This is a genomic window from Lacibacter sp. H375, from assembly GCF_037892425.1.
GTDB lineage: Bacteria > Bacteroidota > Bacteroidia > Chitinophagales > Chitinophagaceae > Lacibacter.
This window is the reverse complement of record NZ_JBBKTT010000001.1, coordinates 1394496-1413702: the sequence shown is the minus strand read 5'-3', so window position 1 is coordinate 1413702 and position 19207 is coordinate 1394496. Positions and strand designations below refer to the sequence as shown.

Annotated in this window: 18 protein-coding genes; 10 read left to right on the top strand and 8 right to left on the bottom strand. The window is 41.1% G+C overall.

What is annotated here, in order from left to right; genetic code table 11:
* The first annotated feature begins 55 nt into the window (after positions 1-55).
* Complete coding sequence (locus WG954_RS06160; RefSeq protein WP_340434628.1) at positions 56-1714, top strand: amidase; 1659 nt, start codon at positions 56-58, stop codon at positions 1712-1714.
* A gap of 19 nt (positions 1715-1733) precedes the next feature.
* Here the strand turns inward: WG954_RS06160 and WG954_RS06155 are convergent, their stop codons facing one another.
* Together WG954_RS06155 and WG954_RS06150 are read right to left on the bottom strand one after the other, a co-directional pair.
* Entirely contained in the window at positions 1734-2045 is a 312-nt protein-coding gene (locus WG954_RS06155; RefSeq protein WP_340434627.1) for a DUF3817 domain-containing protein, read from the bottom strand.
* 20 nt (positions 2046-2065) lie between these two features.
* The gene (locus WG954_RS06150) at positions 2066-2476 is read right to left on the bottom strand and encodes a MerC domain-containing protein (RefSeq protein ID WP_340434625.1); all 411 of its coding nucleotides are present in this window, start codon (positions 2474-2476) and stop codon (positions 2066-2068) included.
* A 90-nt stretch (positions 2477-2566) separates the two neighbouring features.
* On the opposite strand from WG954_RS06150, the gene WG954_RS06145 reads away from it, so the two are divergent.
* Together WG954_RS06145 and WG954_RS06140 are read left to right on the top strand one after the other, a co-directional pair.
* On the top strand, positions 2567-3223 hold the full coding sequence (locus tag WG954_RS06145; RefSeq protein WP_182803172.1) for an SCO family protein: 657 nt from the start codon (positions 2567-2569) through the stop codon (positions 3221-3223).
* A 13-nt stretch (positions 3224-3236) separates the two neighbouring features.
* The gene (locus WG954_RS06140) at positions 3237-3656 is read left to right on the top strand and encodes a Fur family transcriptional regulator (protein ID WP_324231231.1); all 420 of its coding nucleotides are present in this window, start codon (positions 3237-3239) and stop codon (positions 3654-3656) included.
* A gap of 213 nt (positions 3657-3869) precedes the next feature.
* On the opposite strand, the gene WG954_RS06135 is transcribed toward WG954_RS06140, so the two are convergent.
* Both WG954_RS06135 and WG954_RS06130 read right to left on the bottom strand, forming a co-directional pair.
* On the bottom strand, positions 3870-5591 hold the full coding sequence (locus WG954_RS06135; protein WP_340434622.1) for a M3 family oligoendopeptidase: 1722 nt from the start codon (positions 5589-5591) through the stop codon (positions 3870-3872).
* Between the two features lie 102 nt (positions 5592-5693).
* Positions 5694-6239: a DUF5606 family protein gene (locus tag WG954_RS06130; RefSeq protein WP_340434620.1), complete on the bottom strand. Its 546-nt coding sequence runs from the start codon at positions 6237-6239 to the stop codon at positions 5694-5696.
* A 279-nt stretch (positions 6240-6518) separates the two neighbouring features.
* On the opposite strand from WG954_RS06130, the gene WG954_RS06125 reads away from it, so the two are divergent.
* The 7 genes from WG954_RS06125 (at position 6519) to WG954_RS06095 (ending at position 15007) form a co-directional block, all read left to right on the top strand.
* Positions 6519-7151, top strand: a complete 633-nt coding sequence (locus WG954_RS06125; protein WP_340434618.1) for a hypothetical protein — start codon at positions 6519-6521, stop codon at positions 7149-7151.
* A gap of 113 nt (positions 7152-7264) precedes the next feature.
* A complete protein-coding gene (gene gmk / locus WG954_RS06120) occupies positions 7265-7843 on the top strand; it encodes a guanylate kinase (protein WP_340434617.1) in 579 nt (192 codons plus the stop codon).
* A gap of 42 nt (positions 7844-7885) precedes the next feature.
* Complete coding sequence (locus WG954_RS06115) at positions 7886-9148, top strand: hemolysin family protein (protein ID WP_340434615.1); 1263 nt, start codon at positions 7886-7888, stop codon at positions 9146-9148.
* A gap of 111 nt (positions 9149-9259) precedes the next feature.
* Positions 9260-11851: a zinc-dependent metalloprotease gene (locus tag WG954_RS06110; RefSeq protein WP_340434614.1), complete on the top strand. Its 2592-nt coding sequence runs from the start codon at positions 9260-9262 to the stop codon at positions 11849-11851.
* A 172-nt stretch (positions 11852-12023) separates the two neighbouring features.
* Complete coding sequence (gene tatC, locus WG954_RS06105) at positions 12024-12905, top strand: twin-arginine translocase subunit TatC (RefSeq protein ID WP_255460266.1); 882 nt, start codon at positions 12024-12026, stop codon at positions 12903-12905.
* A gap of 98 nt (positions 12906-13003) precedes the next feature.
* The gene (gene rpiB / locus WG954_RS06100) at positions 13004-13456 is read left to right on the top strand and encodes a ribose 5-phosphate isomerase B (RefSeq protein ID WP_324231223.1); all 453 of its coding nucleotides are present in this window, start codon (positions 13004-13006) and stop codon (positions 13454-13456) included.
* Positions 13457-13543: 87 nt separating this feature from the next.
* Positions 13544-15007 (top strand): M28 family metallopeptidase, encoded by a 1464-nt coding sequence (locus tag WG954_RS06095; protein ID WP_340434612.1) that lies wholly within the window; start codon positions 13544-13546, stop codon positions 15005-15007.
* A 102-nt stretch (positions 15008-15109) separates the two neighbouring features.
* Here WG954_RS06095 and WG954_RS06090 read toward each other — a convergent pair whose 3' ends face one another.
* The 4 genes from WG954_RS06090 to WG954_RS06075 form a co-directional block, all read right to left on the bottom strand.
* Positions 15110-16777, bottom strand: coding sequence for a putative transporter (locus tag WG954_RS06090; RefSeq protein WP_340434610.1), 1668 nt, complete (start codon positions 16775-16777; stop codon positions 15110-15112).
* A 107-nt stretch (positions 16778-16884) separates the two neighbouring features.
* The gene (locus tag WG954_RS06085) at positions 16885-17289 is read right to left on the bottom strand and encodes a hypothetical protein (protein ID WP_340434608.1); all 405 of its coding nucleotides are present in this window, start codon (positions 17287-17289) and stop codon (positions 16885-16887) included.
* Positions 17290-17369: 80 nt separating this feature from the next.
* Positions 17370-18344 carry a deoxyhypusine synthase family protein gene (locus tag WG954_RS06080; protein ID WP_182803145.1) on the bottom strand — a complete coding sequence of 325 codons (975 nt, stop codon included), beginning with the start codon at positions 18342-18344 and terminating at the stop codon, positions 17370-17372.
* Positions 18345-18517: 173 nt separating this feature from the next.
* On the bottom strand, positions 18518-18967 hold the full coding sequence (locus WG954_RS06075) for a hypothetical protein (RefSeq protein WP_340434604.1): 450 nt from the start codon (positions 18965-18967) through the stop codon (positions 18518-18520).
* Positions 18968-19207 lie beyond the last annotated feature (240 nt).

Genomic DNA, 19207 nt, shown 5'->3' with positions numbered 1-19207 from the left:
AATCTGTTGGTTGCATTTGTAGTTTTAGTAGTTTCCACTTCTTAAACCACAACGCATGAGAAAATCATTGTTCTTTTTTCTTACCAGTATATTATCACTTACACTTTCAGCACAACAAAAAGATACCATCAGCAAAGAAGATTTGAAGATCGCTGCAAAAGTGATTGGACTTGATTTTACAGAACCTGAACGTGACAGTATGTTGCGTGATGTGAGGGATAATTATTCGGAGTATGCAAGGATGCGTAGCCTTCCGCTCAATAACAATGTGCCCATGAGTCTTTGGCAAAGTCCGGTGCTGCCGGGTATGCAGTTCGATACAAAGCAATTGCCTGTACAATGGAACATTCCTGTTAATGTAAACATGCCCATAAACAAAGCCGATCTTGCTTTTTATGATATACTGCATTTAGCCTCACTCATCAAAAACAAAAAGATCACATCTGTTGAGCTGACAAAATTTTTTATTGAACGTATCCGCAAGTATGGCGACACGTTACAATGTGTTATTTCTGTTACTGAAGACATCGCCATGCAGCAAGCGAAATCCGCTGATGCAGAAATAGCAAAAGGAAAATACCGTGGACCATTGCATGGTATCCCATACGGATTAAAAGATCTGTTTGCTGTAAAAGGAACTAAAACTACATGGGGTGCTACACCTTACAAAGACCAAACAATTGACGAAGACAGTTATGTGTACACAAGGCTGAAAGATGCAGGTGCAGTATTAATTGCCAAGTTTACGCTCGGCGCTTTAGCAATGGGCGATTGGTGGTTTGGTGGTCGTACAAAAAATCCATGGAATCTCAACTTCGGTTCATCAGGTTCATCTGCAGGTTCGGCTTCTGCAACAGTAGCAGGGCTTGTACCTTTTGCTATTGGAACAGAAACTCTGGGTTCAATTATTTCACCCTCTACTGTTTGTGGCGCAACAGGCTTACGACCAACATTCGGCAGCATCAGCAGAAGCGGCGCAATGACGCTTTCATGGAGTCTTGATAAAGCAGGACCGATTTGTCGAAGTGCAGAAGACGCCGCTGTTGTGTTCAACTATGTTCATGGAACAGATGGTAAAGATCCCGGTGCAGTGAATATGCCGTTCAATTACAGTGTAAAAAAAGATATCAAAAAACTCCGCATCGGTTATGCAAAGAATTTTTTTGATCGTATCCGTGATACAAGTGCTAATGAATGGAAAGTGTTAAAGGCATTTGAACAAATGGGCATCAAACTTATTCCTGTTAATTTCCCTGACAGTGCAGCTTATCCTTTTGATATAGTTGGGATCACGATTAGTGCAGAAAGTGCTGCTGCATTCGACGAATTAACAAGAACAGATATGGATGATCTGCTGACACGTCAAAACAAAAATGATTGGCCGAACTCTTTCCGTATCGCACGGTTAATTCCGGCAGTAGAATATATCAATGCAAACCGGCATCGCTATTTGTTGATGCAACACATGAAAACATTTTTTGAAACAGTTGATATTGTCATCACACCAACTTATGGCGGCCGTCAATTGGCTATCACCAATCTTACAGGTCATCCTGCATTGGTGATGCCGACAGGTTTTAACCAACGCAAACTTCCAACAAGTATTACCTTAGTTGGCAAGTTGTATGATGAAGCAACATTGTTACAATTGGGAAAGGCGTTTCAGTTGGCAACAGGTTGGGATGATGTACATCCGGAAATGTTTAAGCAGTAAGAACAACTATAAACAAGAATTATTTGTTTGATGCAAGCAACTGCTCTTCTTTCTTCAATTGCTTATCATAAACAAATGTGCCTAGTGGTAACCAGGCAGCAATAAAGGCAAAGACAAACTTTTTGAAGGGCCAGTTATAAACCTCTTTCACATAAAAAGCCAGTGCAACATACACTACAAACAATAAACCATGTGCCCAGCCAACATACTTAACGGCCAAGGGAAGATCGAATATGTATTTCAAGGGCATAGCAATTAACAACAGCACCAGAAAAGAAATACCTTCTGCAATTCCTGTTTTGCGTAAAAGTTGGATCGGTTTCAGATTCATGTTACAAAGAAATAAACAGATCAGTGATTACAATCTGTCGTATGACAATGATTTGCTTTTCTGCAAAAACGATGATTGAGAATATGCGCAGTAATAACCAATGCAACCGCCGGTATCACAAATACAAATGAAGAGTAAGGAAACTTTATAAACTGGTTGAGCGTAAACAGTAACATACCAATAGAGAAAGGAACGAGCGTTCCCCAATGGTGATGGTGTTTTTTATAACCATGCCACAAGGTTGAGAAACCGATCACAAAGGCGGTTCCTAGTAAAAGTATTTCCACAAACACATTGTGGATGATGTTGATTCCGAAGAGAGGAAGGCTGGTGATAAATAACGGCACAACAGCACAGTGGATGGCACAGGCTACAGATGCGGCGATTCCCAAGGCTTCCCAATTAATACGCATATTCATAAAGGACAGCAAAAATACATATTTGCAATTATGTTGCAAATTTTATTTTGAATTGAAATTCGCCTCGGTTCGCTCCGTACCTTTGCGGTTCATTTTAATGATATGTCCAAAAAGTTGTGGTTCTACCTGGGTTTCTTCGTGCTGTTAACGGGTGTTTTCTTTCTCGCTATTTTCTGGGGTACAGACCTGTGGCGTAAAAAATTGCCCACAATGAACGAGGTAAAAGACTTTGCGTTTGTAAACCAATTGGGCGACACCATCACTAACAATAATGTGGCGGGCAAAGTACAGGTAGTGGAATTTTTCTTTACGACCTGCACCGGTATTTGCCCAAAGATGAACACCAACATGGCCGTGATTGCCAAAGATTTTGCTGATGAAGAAGATTTCATCATTCTGAGCCACACGGTTGATCCCGACAAAGATTCTGTTGCCCGTTTGAAGCAATATGCCGATTCGATGAAGATCGATCCAAAAAAATGGATGCTCCTCACAGGCACCAAAGAAAAATTATACGAAGCAGCCCGCAAAAGTTATTTGCTGGATGATCAGAAGAACGGTCTTGATCCAATAGCTGATCAGTTTATTCATACCCAGCTTTTTGCATTAGTGGATAAAAGCGGTAAGCTGCGAGGTATTTATGACGGACTAAAAAAACAGGAATTGACAAAGCTGAATGAAGACATCAGTCTCATTTTAAAAGAAGGTTACGATGGCCCACGTTTTGTGAACGGAATTTTTCAAAATAACCCGAATTAAGTAATTTTCATACATGAGCGAAGCGATCAAAGAGTTGCTGAAAAAAAATCACATGAGTGTAACCGACAGCCGGTTGCAGATACTCGACATGTTTTATCATGCGCCCGGTGCATTGGCGCATGCCGATATTGAAAAGAAAGCCAGCGACAAAATTGACCGTGTTACCATTTACCGCACCTTACAAACCTTTGAAGAAAAAGGCATCATTCATACAATACCAACCGCCGACAACTCAGTGAAATATGCATTGTGTAAGGATCAATGTGCCGAAGGTCATCATCACGATAACCACGTACATTTTGTATGTGATCAATGTGGTAAAACTATTTGTCTTGATGATGTATTAGTGCCGGAAGTAAAATTGCCAACGGGTTTTCAACCACAGCAAAGCAATATGGTGGTGAATGGTTTTTGCAGTGACTGCAGAAGCTAGACTAAGAGTTTAAAGAAGAGAAAAGACTTGAAAGAGAAGTGTACCAATGGTTCTCTTTTTTATTAATACTAATTGTCATATATCGTAACCTATCATTTCCTCTTTCCCTCCTTCCACTCTTTCATTCTCTTAGCTAAAAATAAAAATGCCCTCCCGTAGAAACGGCAGGACATGATTAATGTTCTGATTTAGCAGTGCAAATATCGGTATTAATTAGTTAAGATTATCCATTTCTGTTTTTGTAAAATCCATGAGGGTTTTAATGTGGTTCGGTGAAAAATCGAACTTGAGTCCTGCTGCTTCATACAATTGGGGCAATGTTTTCGTACCACCCAGGCTCAATGCATTGATATAATTCTGCAATGCTTCCTGTTGGTTCTGTTTGAACTGCATCCACAAACCAATGGCGCCTAACTGGGCAATTCCATATTCAATATAATAGAACGGCACTTCAAACAAATGCAATTGACGCTGCCATTCGTATGGGCGGAATTGTTCAAGACCACTATAATCGATCAGTCCCGTACTGTATTCATTTGCCAGCGCCATCCATTTTGCACCACGCTCTTCAGCAGTGTGTGTTGGGTTTTCATAGAGCCAATGCTGAAATGCATCAATGCGAGCAATCCAGGGTAAAATGGTGAGCACACGTTCCAATTGTTTGAATTTTGCTCGGCGCAACTCTTCCTTATCCTTAAAGAAAATATCCCAATGCTCCATGCTGAAGAGTTCCATGGCCATACTCGCCACCTCAGCAATCTCCGCACCATATTCTTTAAAGCCTGTGAGTTCAAGATCATGTGTAAGGAATGAATGTACAGCATGACCACCTTCGTGTACCATTGTGGTAACATCATCCAACGTACCGGCAGCATTCATAAAAATAAACGGTGCACCTGTTTCAGCTAACGGCATATTGTAACCGCCGGGGGCTTTTCCTTTGCGGCTGTCGAGATCAAAGCGTTTCAATTCATTCATCTTGCGCAAGCAATCAGCAAAGAAAGGATTGAGTTGTTCGAAACATTCAATTGTTTTTTCTGTCAACTCTGTTCCATTAGTAAACGGTTGTAACGGAACAATGCCTTCCGGCTCTGCATCCATATCCCATGGACGTAACTGATCAACACCAATCGCTTTGCGTTGTTCTTCGTAAATAATTTTTACCAGCGGTATCACATGTTGCTTTACTGCTTCATGGAAATTGAAACAATCTTGTGGCGTGTAATCAAAACGACCAAGTTCTTTAAACTTATAATCACGATAATTTTTAAAATCGGCATTCAATGCTAATTGATGACGTTTTTCTACAAGTTTATCAAACAATGCATTCAATGCATCACGATCCTGGTAACGACGGTTCTGTATTTTCATGTACACTTCTTCACGCAACTTACGATCAGGATTTTCTAAGAACTTACCTGCCTGTTGCAAGGTGTATTCCTTGCCATTTACTTCCACCGTCATCTTACCGGCAATCTGTCCAAACTGTTGTTGCATTACATTCAGTTCGCTCATGATCGGGATATTCGCTTCACGAAAAAGATCAATGCTCTTTTTAATTGAACGCAGATAAGTAAAATATTTATCTGCATCCAGTTCTTTGGTGAACGCACATTCAACCAGTTTGCGGTTAAGCTTATCTGCATAAGGTTGCATCTTTGGTGCGATCTCAATGTAGAAATAGTTGAAGGCTTCTTCCAGTTGTTTATTCTCCGTGTCGCAGGTCATACGTACCTGGCGCCAGCAGGCATCTTCACTGATCACTGCTTCCAGTTCGCTGCTGTTCTGCAACCATTGCTCAAGCTCTGCCTTACTGTTAATGGGTTGCTCAAGCAGCTGTTTAAAATAAGGCTCAAGAGTTTCCCAAGTTGTAATGGTGAAATCTTTCGGTAAGAATTTCCGCTCAATAGGTTTAATATCTGCTGTCAACGTCATAATCAAAAACTGTTTAAAAAATGATGCCGGTAAACCGGTAAGCAGATAAGAAGTTTAACTTCCCGCTCCCCGTCTTACCGGCACAAATGTGATGAGTATAAATTAATCTTCTTTCTTCTTTTTTGCAGCTGCCTTCTTTTTGGGTGCTTCTTCAGTAGCAACTTCTTCTGCTTTGGGTTCAGCTTTTTTCTTCGCTGCTTTCTTTGCAGGCTTCGCTTCTTCTTCAACTACTGCTTCTTCAACCGGTGTTTCTTCCTCAGCCACCTCTGTTAATTTAATTTCAATTCCTTTTGCACTGATGATGCCATACCACTTCACCATTTTCTTCATATCACTGGTATATACACGTTCAAAATCCAGATCGGGGTATACTTTTTCGAAATAAGCTTTAATGGCTTTTGCATCTTTTTCATCGGGCAACTTGCCACCTGCACTTTCCATGGCTTTAAAAATATCTGTAAGGTTTACATTGTCACGAACAGTGTAAACTTCAATACTTTCCAGGTGTGAGAACTGGTGTTGACGAGTAGATGCAAACTTTGTTGAGTTATCATCGAGCGAACGCACTATTGCACCATCGCTTTTGCTGCTAACGAGTTCAAACAAGCCGGGCATTCCGGTAACTGCAATTAATTTTCCGTATTCCATAATTTTCAATTCAAGGGTTGCAAGTTAAAGGATTTCGGTTAACCTCATTTCAATTTAACGCCAAACAAAGAGGGCCTCGCTGATTCTTTGAAGCATTGGGAAAGGAAGATGCAAAGCCAACCACAGGTCGCAATTATGCCTTTTCTGGTCATATCCGTCATCTTTAACATGCTTTTTGTAGTACTGTTTATGAAAATGAGCGTTATACGTGCACAGGTTCTTGTCTGACCGTTGAAACTGTTTATATTCGTAATAATTATAAAAGCCAATTCCTATATCTTGAGCTTGCTACACACACAGGACGTAAATCTTGATCGAATTTCCAGTAAACAGGTTGTTTCTTTTATACATGATAACCGGTTGTACCAGCTGAATGATTTTGCAGCATTGGAATCGTTCTGTCCTAAATCAAATTGTACCAAGGCATTTTATACGCACCATAAAACATTTCACATCCGTGAGCGGATCGAAAAAGTATGGGAGGCTTATAAAAACATTCATCCAAAACAAGCCTGGTGTGGCAACATGCTACAGTTTGGTATGCAGTACTGCCGCAAGAATAATTCCATATCTTATATTGATGATGAATATGCTGGCGCAAAAGCCGGGCAGATCGTTCTTATTCGTGTAAAAGCATTGGGTGGTTTGGCAAAAGTGGCCGTGGGTCACGAAATTACAGCGGTGCATGAAAAAGAAATGTGTCTTGAAACGAGCTATCTCGTGAAAGGAAAATCGTTGGGCAGCCAGCGCATTCAGTTAAAAACCTGTAAGGATGGTTTCACTGAAATTTCACATCATACGATTTACAAAAGCGGTTCATGGCTGAGAGATAGAATAATTTATCCCTTCTTCCACACCAAAGCCATCCGTGAATTCCACAATAATATACGCAGGTCACTGGGACTGGCGTGATGTTGTTTAAGGCCGGAATATCTTTTCTTAATTAGCTCAGTTTTATTTCAGCAGGCGCAATGCCGATAATGTTTCTGTTAACATTACAGCTATTCATTTATTTTTGAAGCTTTATGGAACAGGAATACCACAAGATCATCATCATTACAGCTCCTTCAGGTGCAGGAAAAACTTCCATTACAAGGCAATTGATGAAAAATTTCCCGCAACTGGCGTTCTCTATATCAGCAGCTACCCGTAAACCGAGAGCCCACGAAAAAGATGGTGTTGATTATCATTTCATGAGCACCGAAGCTTTTCAGCAAAAAATTCATGAAGATGCATTTATGGAATGGGAAATGGTTTATGAAGGAAACTATTACGGCACACTGAAATCGGAAATGAAACGTATCTGGAGCAATGGGCAAATTCCTGTTCTTGATATTGATGTAAAAGGTGCTATTCATATTCAGGACCTGTATCCCAAACAAATACTCACTATTTTCATTGAACCGCCATCCATTGAAGAGTTGAAGCGAAGGTTAGAAAGTCGTGGTACAGAAACATCCGATTCACTCCAGGCACGTGTAAGTAAAGCATCTTACGAAATATCTTTTAAACATTCGTTTCAACACGTGATCGTTAACGACAATCTTGAAAAAGCTATTGCAGAAGCAACGGCCATTGTAGGGGCATTCATCAAGGCTGAGTAATCGGCCTTTGTAATTCCTGCAAAAACACTATTTTTAATTACTATGAATTGGGTGTTATTGATATGGATCGGGGTAAGTATGTTGTTTGTTGGCTTTTTTGCCGGATTGCAAACAGCATTTGGTTCGCTCAATCGTTTCTCCGTGGAGCTTAAGAAAAAACAAGGTGTTGCAAGTGGCCGCATCCTTAGTTTCTTTATCGAAAATCAAAGCCGTTTTATTGGTGCTTTACTCGTTGCAGTAACATTATCATTGGTGGTATTTGTATTGTTGGTGAACCGTTTCTTTGATCCGTTATGGAAACAGATGCCAACACCTATCCGCAATTCGGCTTTTTTGCGCATTACCATCGAGTTATTTACTTCGGGTTTGCTTGCCTTGTTGATACAGGTTGTATTTAAATCCGTCTTCCGTAAAAAAAGCAACTCTGTTCTTTCGTTTTTTGCACGCATCGTTAGTTTACTTTACAGCATATTTTCTCCTGTGGCTTCCTTATTTGTTGGTTTGGCCGAATGGATACTGAAATACTTATTTGATGTGCGGATCAGTGATAAGAAAGAAGCATTCACAAAAGTTGACCTTGAACATTTTATTCAACAGGGAAAAGACGATAACGAGGAATCACAAGACATCAATACGGAATTATTTGAAAATGCATTATCGTTGCCCGGTGTAAAAGTGCGTGAGTGTTTAATTCCACGTAAAGAGATCATTGGTGTCGAATCGTCGGCCAGTGTTGAAGAAGTAAAACAAAAGTTTGTAGAAACTAAACTCAGCAAACTCATTGTGTACGAAGGTAACATCGACAATATTCTTGGTTACGTTCACCAGCTCGATCTGTTTCGAAAACCGGAAGACATCAAATCAATTTTATTACCGATCCCTGCCGTACCTGAAAGCATGGGGCTTACCGATCTAATCAGCCAATTTACCCGTGAACGCAAAAGTATTGCGTGGGTGGTTGATGAGTTTGGCGGCACCAGCGGTATTGTAACCATGGAAGATTTGCTGGAAGAAATTTTTGGGGAAATTCAGGACGAGTACGACATTGAAGAGTTTGTTGAAAAACAACTTTCCGACAATGAATTTATTTTCAGTGGCCGCCTGGAAACAGATTATCTCGCCGAAAAATACAATCTCGAGTTTAAGGAAGAAAGCGATGCCGAAACCTTATCGGGCTATATTGTTGAACACCATGAAACCATACCTGTTGCAAAAGACCGTATCATTATTGACGACTACGAGTTTGATATCCTCTCCGTAAGCGAAACAAGAATTGAGACTGTAAAAATGAAAGTCCTACGCTGATTTCATTCGTAATAACCAGTTACAGGAAGCTTTGTCCGCTTATACAAACCCCGCCCATCTACGAAAACTTTATTTTACCTTTTCTTATCAGTTAACAACAAAACAAGAATTATGAACAAGCGTTTCGCATTAGCCTTATCAGCTGTTTGTTTGTTACTGGGCACCGAAATTTCAGCCCAAGCAAAACCCGGAGCACCCGCTCCCGCTGACACAACAAAAAAGGCTCCCCCAAAACCTGCCGGTATTACCGACAAAGTAAAAGCAAGTAAAAAACATTCCGGCCTGTTTACTCTTTACCAGGATACCGTAACTGGCAGTGTACAGATGTACATCAGGAAAGATCAGTTGAACAAAGATTTTATTTACCAGAGTTTCTCCCTCAGCGGCCCAACCAGTTTATTCCTTCATCAGGGTATGCACCGTGCAACACTGGTGTTTAAAATGAAAAAGGCCTATGACAAGATTGAATTCTCTACCGTAAACACCAACTTCTACTACGATTCAAAAAACGCAGTAAGCAAAGCTGCTAATGTAGATGTGGCCGATGCGGTTTTTTATGCTGATAAAGTAGGTGCAGAAGATTCAAGCGGTTACCTGGTAAGTGTTGATCAATTATTCCTGAGTGATAAACTCGATCCGGTGAAACCGATTTTCCCTCCCACCATTCCTCCGGGAGCTGTTTTTAATCTTGGCGGTTACAATCCAACAAAAAGCAAGTACAGCAATATCCGTTCTTATCCCAACAACAGCGATGTAGTTGTTGACTTGGCTTACGATAACCCGATGCCTTTCAACCAGGGTGGAAAAGATATTACTGATGCCCGTTTTGTGCGCATCAAACTCCAGCACACATTTATTGAAATGCCGGTGAACGATTACAAACCACGTTTCGATGATCCTCGTGTTGGTTTCTTTACACAGGAAGTGGATGATCTTACTTCGAACGAGATCATCAACTATCGTGATATGATCAACCGCTGGCATTTGAAGAAGAAAGATCCTTCTGCGGCATTGAGCGAACCGGTTGAACCGATCACATTCTGGGTAGAAAACACAACCCCTGTTGAATACCGTGAAATTGTAAAAGCAGCAGGCGAACGCTGGAACGAAGCGTTTGAAAAAGCAGGTTTCAAAAACGCAGTGGTGATGAAGATCATGCCTGATGATGCTACTTGGGATCCTTCAGATATCCGTTACAATGTGATCCGTTGGGTATCGTCTCCTTATCCTCCTTATGGAGCCATCGGACCCAGTTTTGTAAATCCAAAAACAGGTCAGATTCTTGGCAGCGATATTACCATTGAGTGGGCAAGCGGTGCTGAAACTCCTTTCCTCGATGTAACAGAAGAGAACAATGCAGCTGCTGTAACGCTCAATCTGCAACAGCAAATGATGGAGAACATGCCATCGCACATGCGCAAGCATTGGGCTACCTGCACTATTGGCAGTGAGTTGGCAAAACAATACATGGCAGGCTCAACACTTATTACAACTGCTGATGCTCCTCCCGGAGAAGTGAGAAAAGCACACGAACAGTTTTTGTATTATCTCATTCTGCATGAAATGGGTCATACCCTTGGTTTGAACCATAACATGAAAGCCAGCCAGATGCTGAGCCCGGCAGAAGTACATAACACTGCTATCACACAAAAATTAGGATTGCAGGGTTCTGTAATGGATTATCCTTCCATCAATATAAATAGCGACAGAAGCAAGCAGGGTGATTATTACACTATGAAACCCGGACCATACGATCTGTGGGCAATTGAATTTGGTTACCGTGAGTTTCCTGCCAGCCAGGAGCAAACAGAGCTGAATAAAATTCTCCGTCGCAGTCATGAACCAAATCTTACGTTTGGTAATGATGCTGATGATATGCGTAGCCCCGGTAATGGTATTGATCCACGTGTTATGATCAATGACATGAGTAATGATATGGTTGCTTATGGCGAAGACCGTATCAAATTTGTGAACAGTGCTATGAGTAAACTGGTAAGCAAATATGCGAAAGGCGACAAGAGCTACCAGGAAGTATTGATCCGCTACAATGTTTTGAACGGCCAACGTTTCTCAATGGCCAATGCCATCAGCCGTTATATTGGTGGTGTTCAGGTTGACAGAAGTTTCCCCGGCCAGAACAATGGCAGCAAACCATTTGTGATCACGCCGGTTGCTTATCAGAAAAAAGCAATGAACTTCCTGGCAACTTATGTATTTGCACCAAATGCATTTGAAGCAGATCAGCAATTATTGCCTTACCTGCAGGTTCAGCGTCGTGGTTATAATTTCTTCGGTGCGCCTGAAGATCCTAAGCACACTTCACTTGTGCAGAATTTCCAAACGAATATTCTTGCACAACTGTTGCACCCAACTACGTTGCGTCGTATCAACAACAGTGCATTGTATGGTAATACTTACAGCGTGGCTGATGTAATGAATGACATTATGAATGCCATCTTTAAAGCAGATGCAGCGGGTGCAGTAAATGTGTACCGCCAAAACCTGCAGACAGAATTTGTTAAGGGTGCGGCAGCAATTGTGGCAGCTCCAGCCGGTTTCGATAACCCTTCAAAAAGTGCTGCTTACAACACTTTACGTAAGGTAAGAACCATGCTTGCTACAGCCGTTTCGCCGAACGAGCAAACACGTGCTCACCGCAGCATGCTCACATTTTTGATTGATAAAGCATTGGCTGTAAAATAAACAGACTTTATCTGATGATTGAAAGCGGTCCTTGTGGACCGCTTTTTTTGTGGTCGTATCAGGGTTGCCAACCTGGATTTATTCCCGCAGGTGCAGAGGAATTGTTGAAAGGTTGGCAACCCTTTTTTTGCTCATCCATTTCGGGTTACATTTGCAACTGAAATCATTAACCGTGGCCGAAACAAAATCAGAACGCAGATCAATTATACAACGCATCCGTGGTGCAAGAGGCGAAGAAAAAGCTGAAATGAGTTTTATTGATCACCTCGAAGAACTGCGTTGGCACGTGGTGCGTGCCGTTATTGCCATTATTATTGCTTCCCTTATTGTATTGTTCAATATCGATTATGTGGTGAATAATATTTTTATGGGACCGGCACATAAAGATTTTATCACCTACCGTTGGTTGTGTGATCTTGGGAAATGGATGCATGTTGATGCTCTTTGCCTTTCTGATTTCAGCATTAAGTTCCAGAGTAATGCCATGACGGAACAATTCCTTACTACGTTCACAGTTGGTTTTACTTCAGGTTTCATTTTAGCCTTCCCTTATATCTTTTGGGAGATCTGGAAATTCGTTCGTCCGGCGTTGAACGATAAAGAACGCAGCGGCACAACCGGTGCTATCTTCTGGATATCTTCTTTGTTTTTCCTTGGAGTGGCGTTTGGTTATTTTGTTCTCACACCGTTCATGGTAAATTTTTATTCAAACTATTCACTCAGTCCATTAATCGAGTTTCGTCCAACCATCAGCGATTATTTTGAAAACCTGATATACTTAACTGTTGGTGTGGGTTTGTTATTCCAGTTGCCGGTAGTAGTGATGCTGCTTACAAAAGTGGGCATGCTTACGCCTATTACTCTTCGCAAGATCCGCAAGTATGCATTCGTAGTGATCATTATTATGGCGGCCATCATCACGCCATCAACCGATCCATTCAGTCTTGCATTGGTGACCATTCCTTTGTATGGTTTGTATGAATTCAGCATTATGCTGAGTATGCGTATTTACAGACGCCAGATCAAGCAAGAAGATATTGAAGAGTGGAGTTAGTTCTTAATGGATAATTTTAAAATGAATAATTGATATTGTCTACAACTTAAACAGAGGTGCTACCTTTGTAAAAGATCATCAATTTTAAACTATTCGATATGCAAATTTTCGATATGAGTAAGCCCGTTGCTATTGGTTGCGATCATGCAGGGTTCGATTACAAAGAAGACCTGATTTCTTATCTTGAAGGTAAGGGCATTGCTTTCAAAGATTTCGGCACTTACTCAAAAGACAGTGTTGATTATCCAGACTTTGCTCATCCTGTTGCTTCAGCTGTTGAGAATGGCGAGGCTGCCTTTGGTATTTTGTTGTGCGGCAGTGCTAACGGTGTTGCCATCACAGCAAACAAACACCAGGGTATTCGTGCCGGTCTTTGCTGGGGCGAAGAAATTGCTCAATTGGTTCGTGCACACAACAACGCAAATATCATTTGTATTCCTGCACGTTTTGTTCGTGAGGGTGATGCTGAAAAAATGGTGGATACCTTTATGACGACTGAATTTGAAGGTGGCCGTCATGGACTGAGAGTTGGTAAAATTGCCTGTGCCTGATAATTGACTACTTACGCAACCGCTCATATATCTATCCCGCCAATGGCGGGATTTTCTTTTATATTCGGCATTCTAAAAAAATAAAGCATGAGGACATTCTTACTGGCAGCACTTAGTTTGCTTGCCTTCTCCGTATCGGCCCAAAAGAAAAACAAAACGGCTGAACAGTTTTCGAAAACCATTACTGAAAATGATCTTAAAACCCATCTCTACATCCTTGCCGGACCGGAAATGGAAGGAAGAGAAACTGGTACTGCAGGTCAACGCAAAGCAGCCGAATATTTGAAACAACAGTTTCAGCGTATTGGTATTGCACCGGCCAACAATGGCAACTATGAACAGTTCTATCCTTTGTACAAAGACACATTGAAAGATGCAACTGTAGCAGTAGATGGAAAGAAATTTGAATTTGGAAAAGACTTTTCAGCAACTCTGAACAGCGTTATCACTTCACAACAGTTCTTCAGTGAAGTGGTTTATATGAGCAAGGTTGATACAACAACTGATATCCGTGGTAAAGCAGTGGTGATCGTTGCAAAGAACGGCACACAACTTCCTGCATTTAATGATATCAATAAACTGTACAGCCGTCAACCGGCTGCTATTTTATTTGTGGTGAACAATATTGACAAACAACCTTCACCACGTGCTGGTCGTTTAACATTCAGTTTATACCGCAGCCGTCAAACCCCATTGGTAGTTCGTGTTTCTGAAGCTGTAGGCGAAACTTTATTAAAAGGCGATTTCGCAAATGCGAAATCACAAACACTTGAAACAAAAACAGTGGCCACAGAACTGATGCTTGATTTCCGTAAAGAAACAGAGATCACACAGGCATCAAATGTGTTAGGTATGATCGAAGGAACAGATAAGAAAGATGAGTGGATCATTATTTCTGCACACTACGATCATGTGGGTATTATCAATGGCAAACTTCATCCGGGTGCTGATGATGATGGCAGTGGTACTGTTGGTGTGTTGGAAGTTGCTGAAGCATTTGCAAAAGCAAAAGCAGCAGGCAAAGGACCACGCCGTAGCATTTTATTTTTAGCCGTAAGTGGCGAAGAAAAAGGTTTGTGGGGAAGTGCTTACTACGCAGATCATCCTGTGTTTCCATTAGAAAAAACAAGCATCGATATCAATATTGATATGATCGGACGTAAAGATGATAATATCAAATCACTCGATACAAACAATCATGTTTACTTAATTGGTGATGATAAACTCAGCAGTGAGTTGCCACGTTTTGTTGACAGCATCAACAATATGTACATCAAAATTATTACCGACAGAAAATACAATGATCCAAAAGATCCGAATCGCTTATACTACCGCAGCGATCATTACAACTTTGCAGCGAAGGGAGTTCCGATTGTATTTTTCTTTGATGGCATTCATAAAGATTATCACAAACCAAGCGATACACCTGATAAGATCAATTACGATCTGCATGAGAAACGCACACGTTTGGTGTTCTTCCTTGCATGGGATGCAGCTAACAGAAATAACATGTTTGTAAGAGATATTCCGTTGAATGTTCCTCCGAGATAATTCATTGAATTGAGATAAAAACAAAACCCCGACAGAAATGTCGGGGTTTTTGGTTTTTAAACCTATACATCATCAATAGTAGACGGTTTTATTTTCTGTTTTTCAGGACAAGAACAAGATCAGCAATTGCGCTGCAATGATCCGTAAGATCATTGTTAACGGATAAACTGTTGCATACGTAACAGAGGCCACTTCATTTTTTGCTAACTGTGCTGAGAATGCCAATGCAGGCGGATCGGTACTTGCACCTGAAAGCAATCCACACACTTCAAAAAATGTTTTACGAAATACGTAGTGAGCGATCATGCCAACGATCAACAGTGGAACAATCGTAATAGTAAGTCCCATCACGATCCATAACCACGCATTGTTACCGGATAATGCTGTTTGCAAATTAGCTCCGCTGCTTAAGCCTACGCTGGCAAGGAATAAACTGATGCCTAATTCACGCAGCATTAAGTTGGCACTGTAGGTAGTATATTGATTCAAATAAAGCTTACCGCCGTAACGGCTCAACAATAAAGCAATGATCAGCGGCCCCCCTGCCAAACCGATCTTCACCGGTACCGGCATATTAAAGAAGAACATGGGAATACTGCCCAGCAATACACCAGCTACAATACCAATAAAGATGGGTGCCAGATCAGGCACATCAAGGCGCTTCAACTGATTACCGATCGTTTTCGTAACAAGATCAACACCTTCTTTTGTACCAACTACTTTCAGTTGATCTCCGAGTTGTAACACAATATCGCCGTGTGCCACCATCTCCACCCCTGCACGACTTAAACGTGTTAATGTAAAATCGTGTTGATGCAATGCAGCAATATCACCCAACCTTCTATGCGTAACATCGGCCTGTGTTACCACAACGATGCGTGAGATCAATTCGTTTTGCGGAATCTCTTTCAGATTCATTTTACTTTCTTCGCCAATGATCATCTTCAACACATCCAGCTGATCTTTATGTGCAACAATCAGCAATACATCATTCTCCCCTAAATGTGTTTGTGGTGTTGGCGTAACAACTGTTCCGTTGTGAAATAATCTTGAAACAACAATGGGCTCTTTCAACAACTCAAAAATTGTACGAAGCGGTTTGCCGATCAGTTGTTTATTCTGCATTACCAAATGAATGGAGACAGGTTTGTTTGATTTGATCACGTCAAGCTTACGGTGCAATTCCCGTTCTTTATCGAGGTTCACCCGAAACACCGCTTTCAAAATCAGGATTGCTCCAATGATGCCAAATACACCAAAGGGATAAACTACTGCGTATGCTAATGTGATAAATGAAGTGTCGTTTGCAGCAAGATGCAGATCTTTTGCAGCAGCCTGTGCCGCACCAAGACCAGGTGTATTAGTAACTGCACCACTCATTACACCGGTAAGTGTGGTGATTGGTTGCTGCAACAGGAAATAAAAGGCAACTACAATGAGTACACCCAAAAAAACTACCATTGCTGCTAATCCATTAGTAACAGCTGCATTCTTTTTAAGTGACGAAAAGAAACCCGGCCCCACCTGCAGGCCTATTGAGTAAACAAATAGAATTAAGCCGAACTCTTTTAAGAAATGCTCTGTTTCCTTATTAATGTGTATACCGAAATAAGATACGGCCAACCCCATAAATAATATCCAGGTGACGCCCAACGAAATGCCGAAAATTTTCAAGCGGCCCAGCCAGATACCGATAGCGATGACAATTCCATAGATGATCACGGTTTGAGGAATACTTTCTTCCGTGAGAAGTTTTATAAACCAATTCATAATGCAGTAAAAGTAGTAGCGGGTTATAAGTTGTTCAACCAACCAAAATCAGTATCCAGGCTTTTTATAAGCAGTATATTTCTAAAACTGTCATTTCAACAGCGCAGCTATTTTAGATTTTGTGCTATGCTGCTCTGAGTTTCACTCATCTTTTTCATGAGGTTGCTTAAGGTACTCATCATTTTACTCATTCTGTCCATCGCCATCTGCAAACGCAAGCTCTCCATTTCGCCCATCTCACTCATATCATCTTTTTTCTGGTTCATCTCGCTCAATAACTTATCGATCTCCGCTCTTGTTACAACAAGCGAATCTTTGAATTGACTCATTTGCAATTGCAGTTTACCAACATCTTTACGAACCAACACAGCTCTTGAAGCCGGGATTGCTTTCAGTTTTACCTGTTGTTTAAGCAGAGGCTTATAACCAGGTTTTTTATTAGAAGTATCAGTTTGTGCTGATGAACTGAGAGCTATTGATAAAAGAAAAGCAAACAATGCAAGTTTTTTCATAACTATCCATTTGCTTACAAGATAAAAAATAAGGCGACACTTTTTGAATGTGCCGCCTTAATCAAATTAAATGATCGTAATTACAAACCAAGTATCCATGCAAATATCAACGGAGCCACAATAGTAGCATCACTCTCTACGATAAACTTTGGCGTGTTGATGTCGAGCTTACCCCAGGTAATTTTTTCGTTTGGTACTGCACCGCTGTAAGAACCGAACGATGTGGTTGAATCGCTGATCTGGCAGAAATAACTCCAGAAAGGAACATCATGCCATTCAAGATCCTGGTACATCATCGGTACAACGCAGATCGGGAAATCACCTGCAATACCACCACCAATCTGGAAAAAGCCAACACCTTTGCCACCACTGTTCTGGCGGTACCAATCGGCCAGCCACACCATGTATTCAATACCATTTTTTACCGTGCTTGCTTTCAGTTCATTCTTGATCACGTAACTGGCGAAGATATTACCGGTAGTGCTGTCTTCCCAACCCGGTACTACGATCGGAATATTTTTTTCAGCAGCGGCAACGATCCAGCTGTTCTTTGGATCGATCTCATAATATTGTTTGAGATCACCACTTAAAACAGTTTTATACAAAAATTCATGTGGAAAATAACGTTCACCTTTTGCTTCTGCTTCCACCCATTGACGGTGCAAATGTTTTTGCAGCCGACGGAAAGCTTCTTCTTCAGGAATACAGGTATCAGTTACACGGTTGTAGTGGTTCTCTAACAGATCCCACTCATCCTGCGGGGTAAGATCACGATAGTTGGGTACACGCTTGTAATGGCTGTGCGCCACCAGGTTCATCACATCTTCTTCAAGATTGGCCCCTGTGCAGCTGATGATCTGCACTTTATCCTGGCGGATCATTTCTGCTAAGCTTAAGCCAAGTTCAGCAGTACTCATGGCACCAGCCAGCGTAATCATCATCTTGCCACCTTCGTTCAGGTGTGTTTCATAACCTTTGGCAGCATCTATCAATGCAGCAGCGTTGAAATGACGGTAATGATGTTGAATGAATTGTGAAACGGGTCCTTTGTTCATTTTTTAATTTTTAAAAGTGACCGCCTTCAGATCCCAACCGTAGCGGCGGGAGACTTTGCGAAAGAGTTGCAAAAGTAAAGATTATGGTGGTTTAGGATGATTAATTTATCAATAAAAAAGCCCCCCTGATTTAATCCGGGGAGCCCTATTCCAAAACAACACCTGTAGTGTATTTATTTTCTCTTTTTTGTTTTACTGATGCGTGTATAATCACCTGATGCAGAAACTTTGTAAATAGAAAAGCATTTTTCTTCATCAGTTTTTACGAGGTAAAACAATTCGCCCTGCTTACTTATTTCAGCGATGTTCAATATTTGTTTGTCTTTCGTGAGCTGTGTTACAGCTTCCGATGCAAGGAATGTCATTTGCTTTTGTTGAATAGAACGGTGAACAGCTTCCACTTCACCATCTGCTGTATACCAGGCCAGCATGCGATCATTATTCAATTTAAAAGATGCGAGATAGTAACCTTGTTTTTCGGTCCACGTAACATCTTTTGCTTCTGTAAACTGCTTTTCGAAAGCAGCCATTACTTTTTCATTTTCTACTGGAGCAGGGTCAACTTTAGCCGAGGCTGATACAGCGATGATAACTGCAAACAGCATTACAAATACTTTTTTCATAATTAACATTTTTAAGGTTTAATGATTAATGACTCTTTTTACAGAAATCATTGATGAGCCAAATGTAGTTTGCTGTATATAGTAGTGCAACCTAATCTTGACAAAAGGCTGTTAACACATCCTTCATAGTGATGAACGGATGCAACATGTGTAACATCGACATTGGCAAATGATGAAACACCCTGTAGGAAAGGGTTTCAGATACTCTTAAAGAAATGATAAATGCCGACTGCCTTGAAG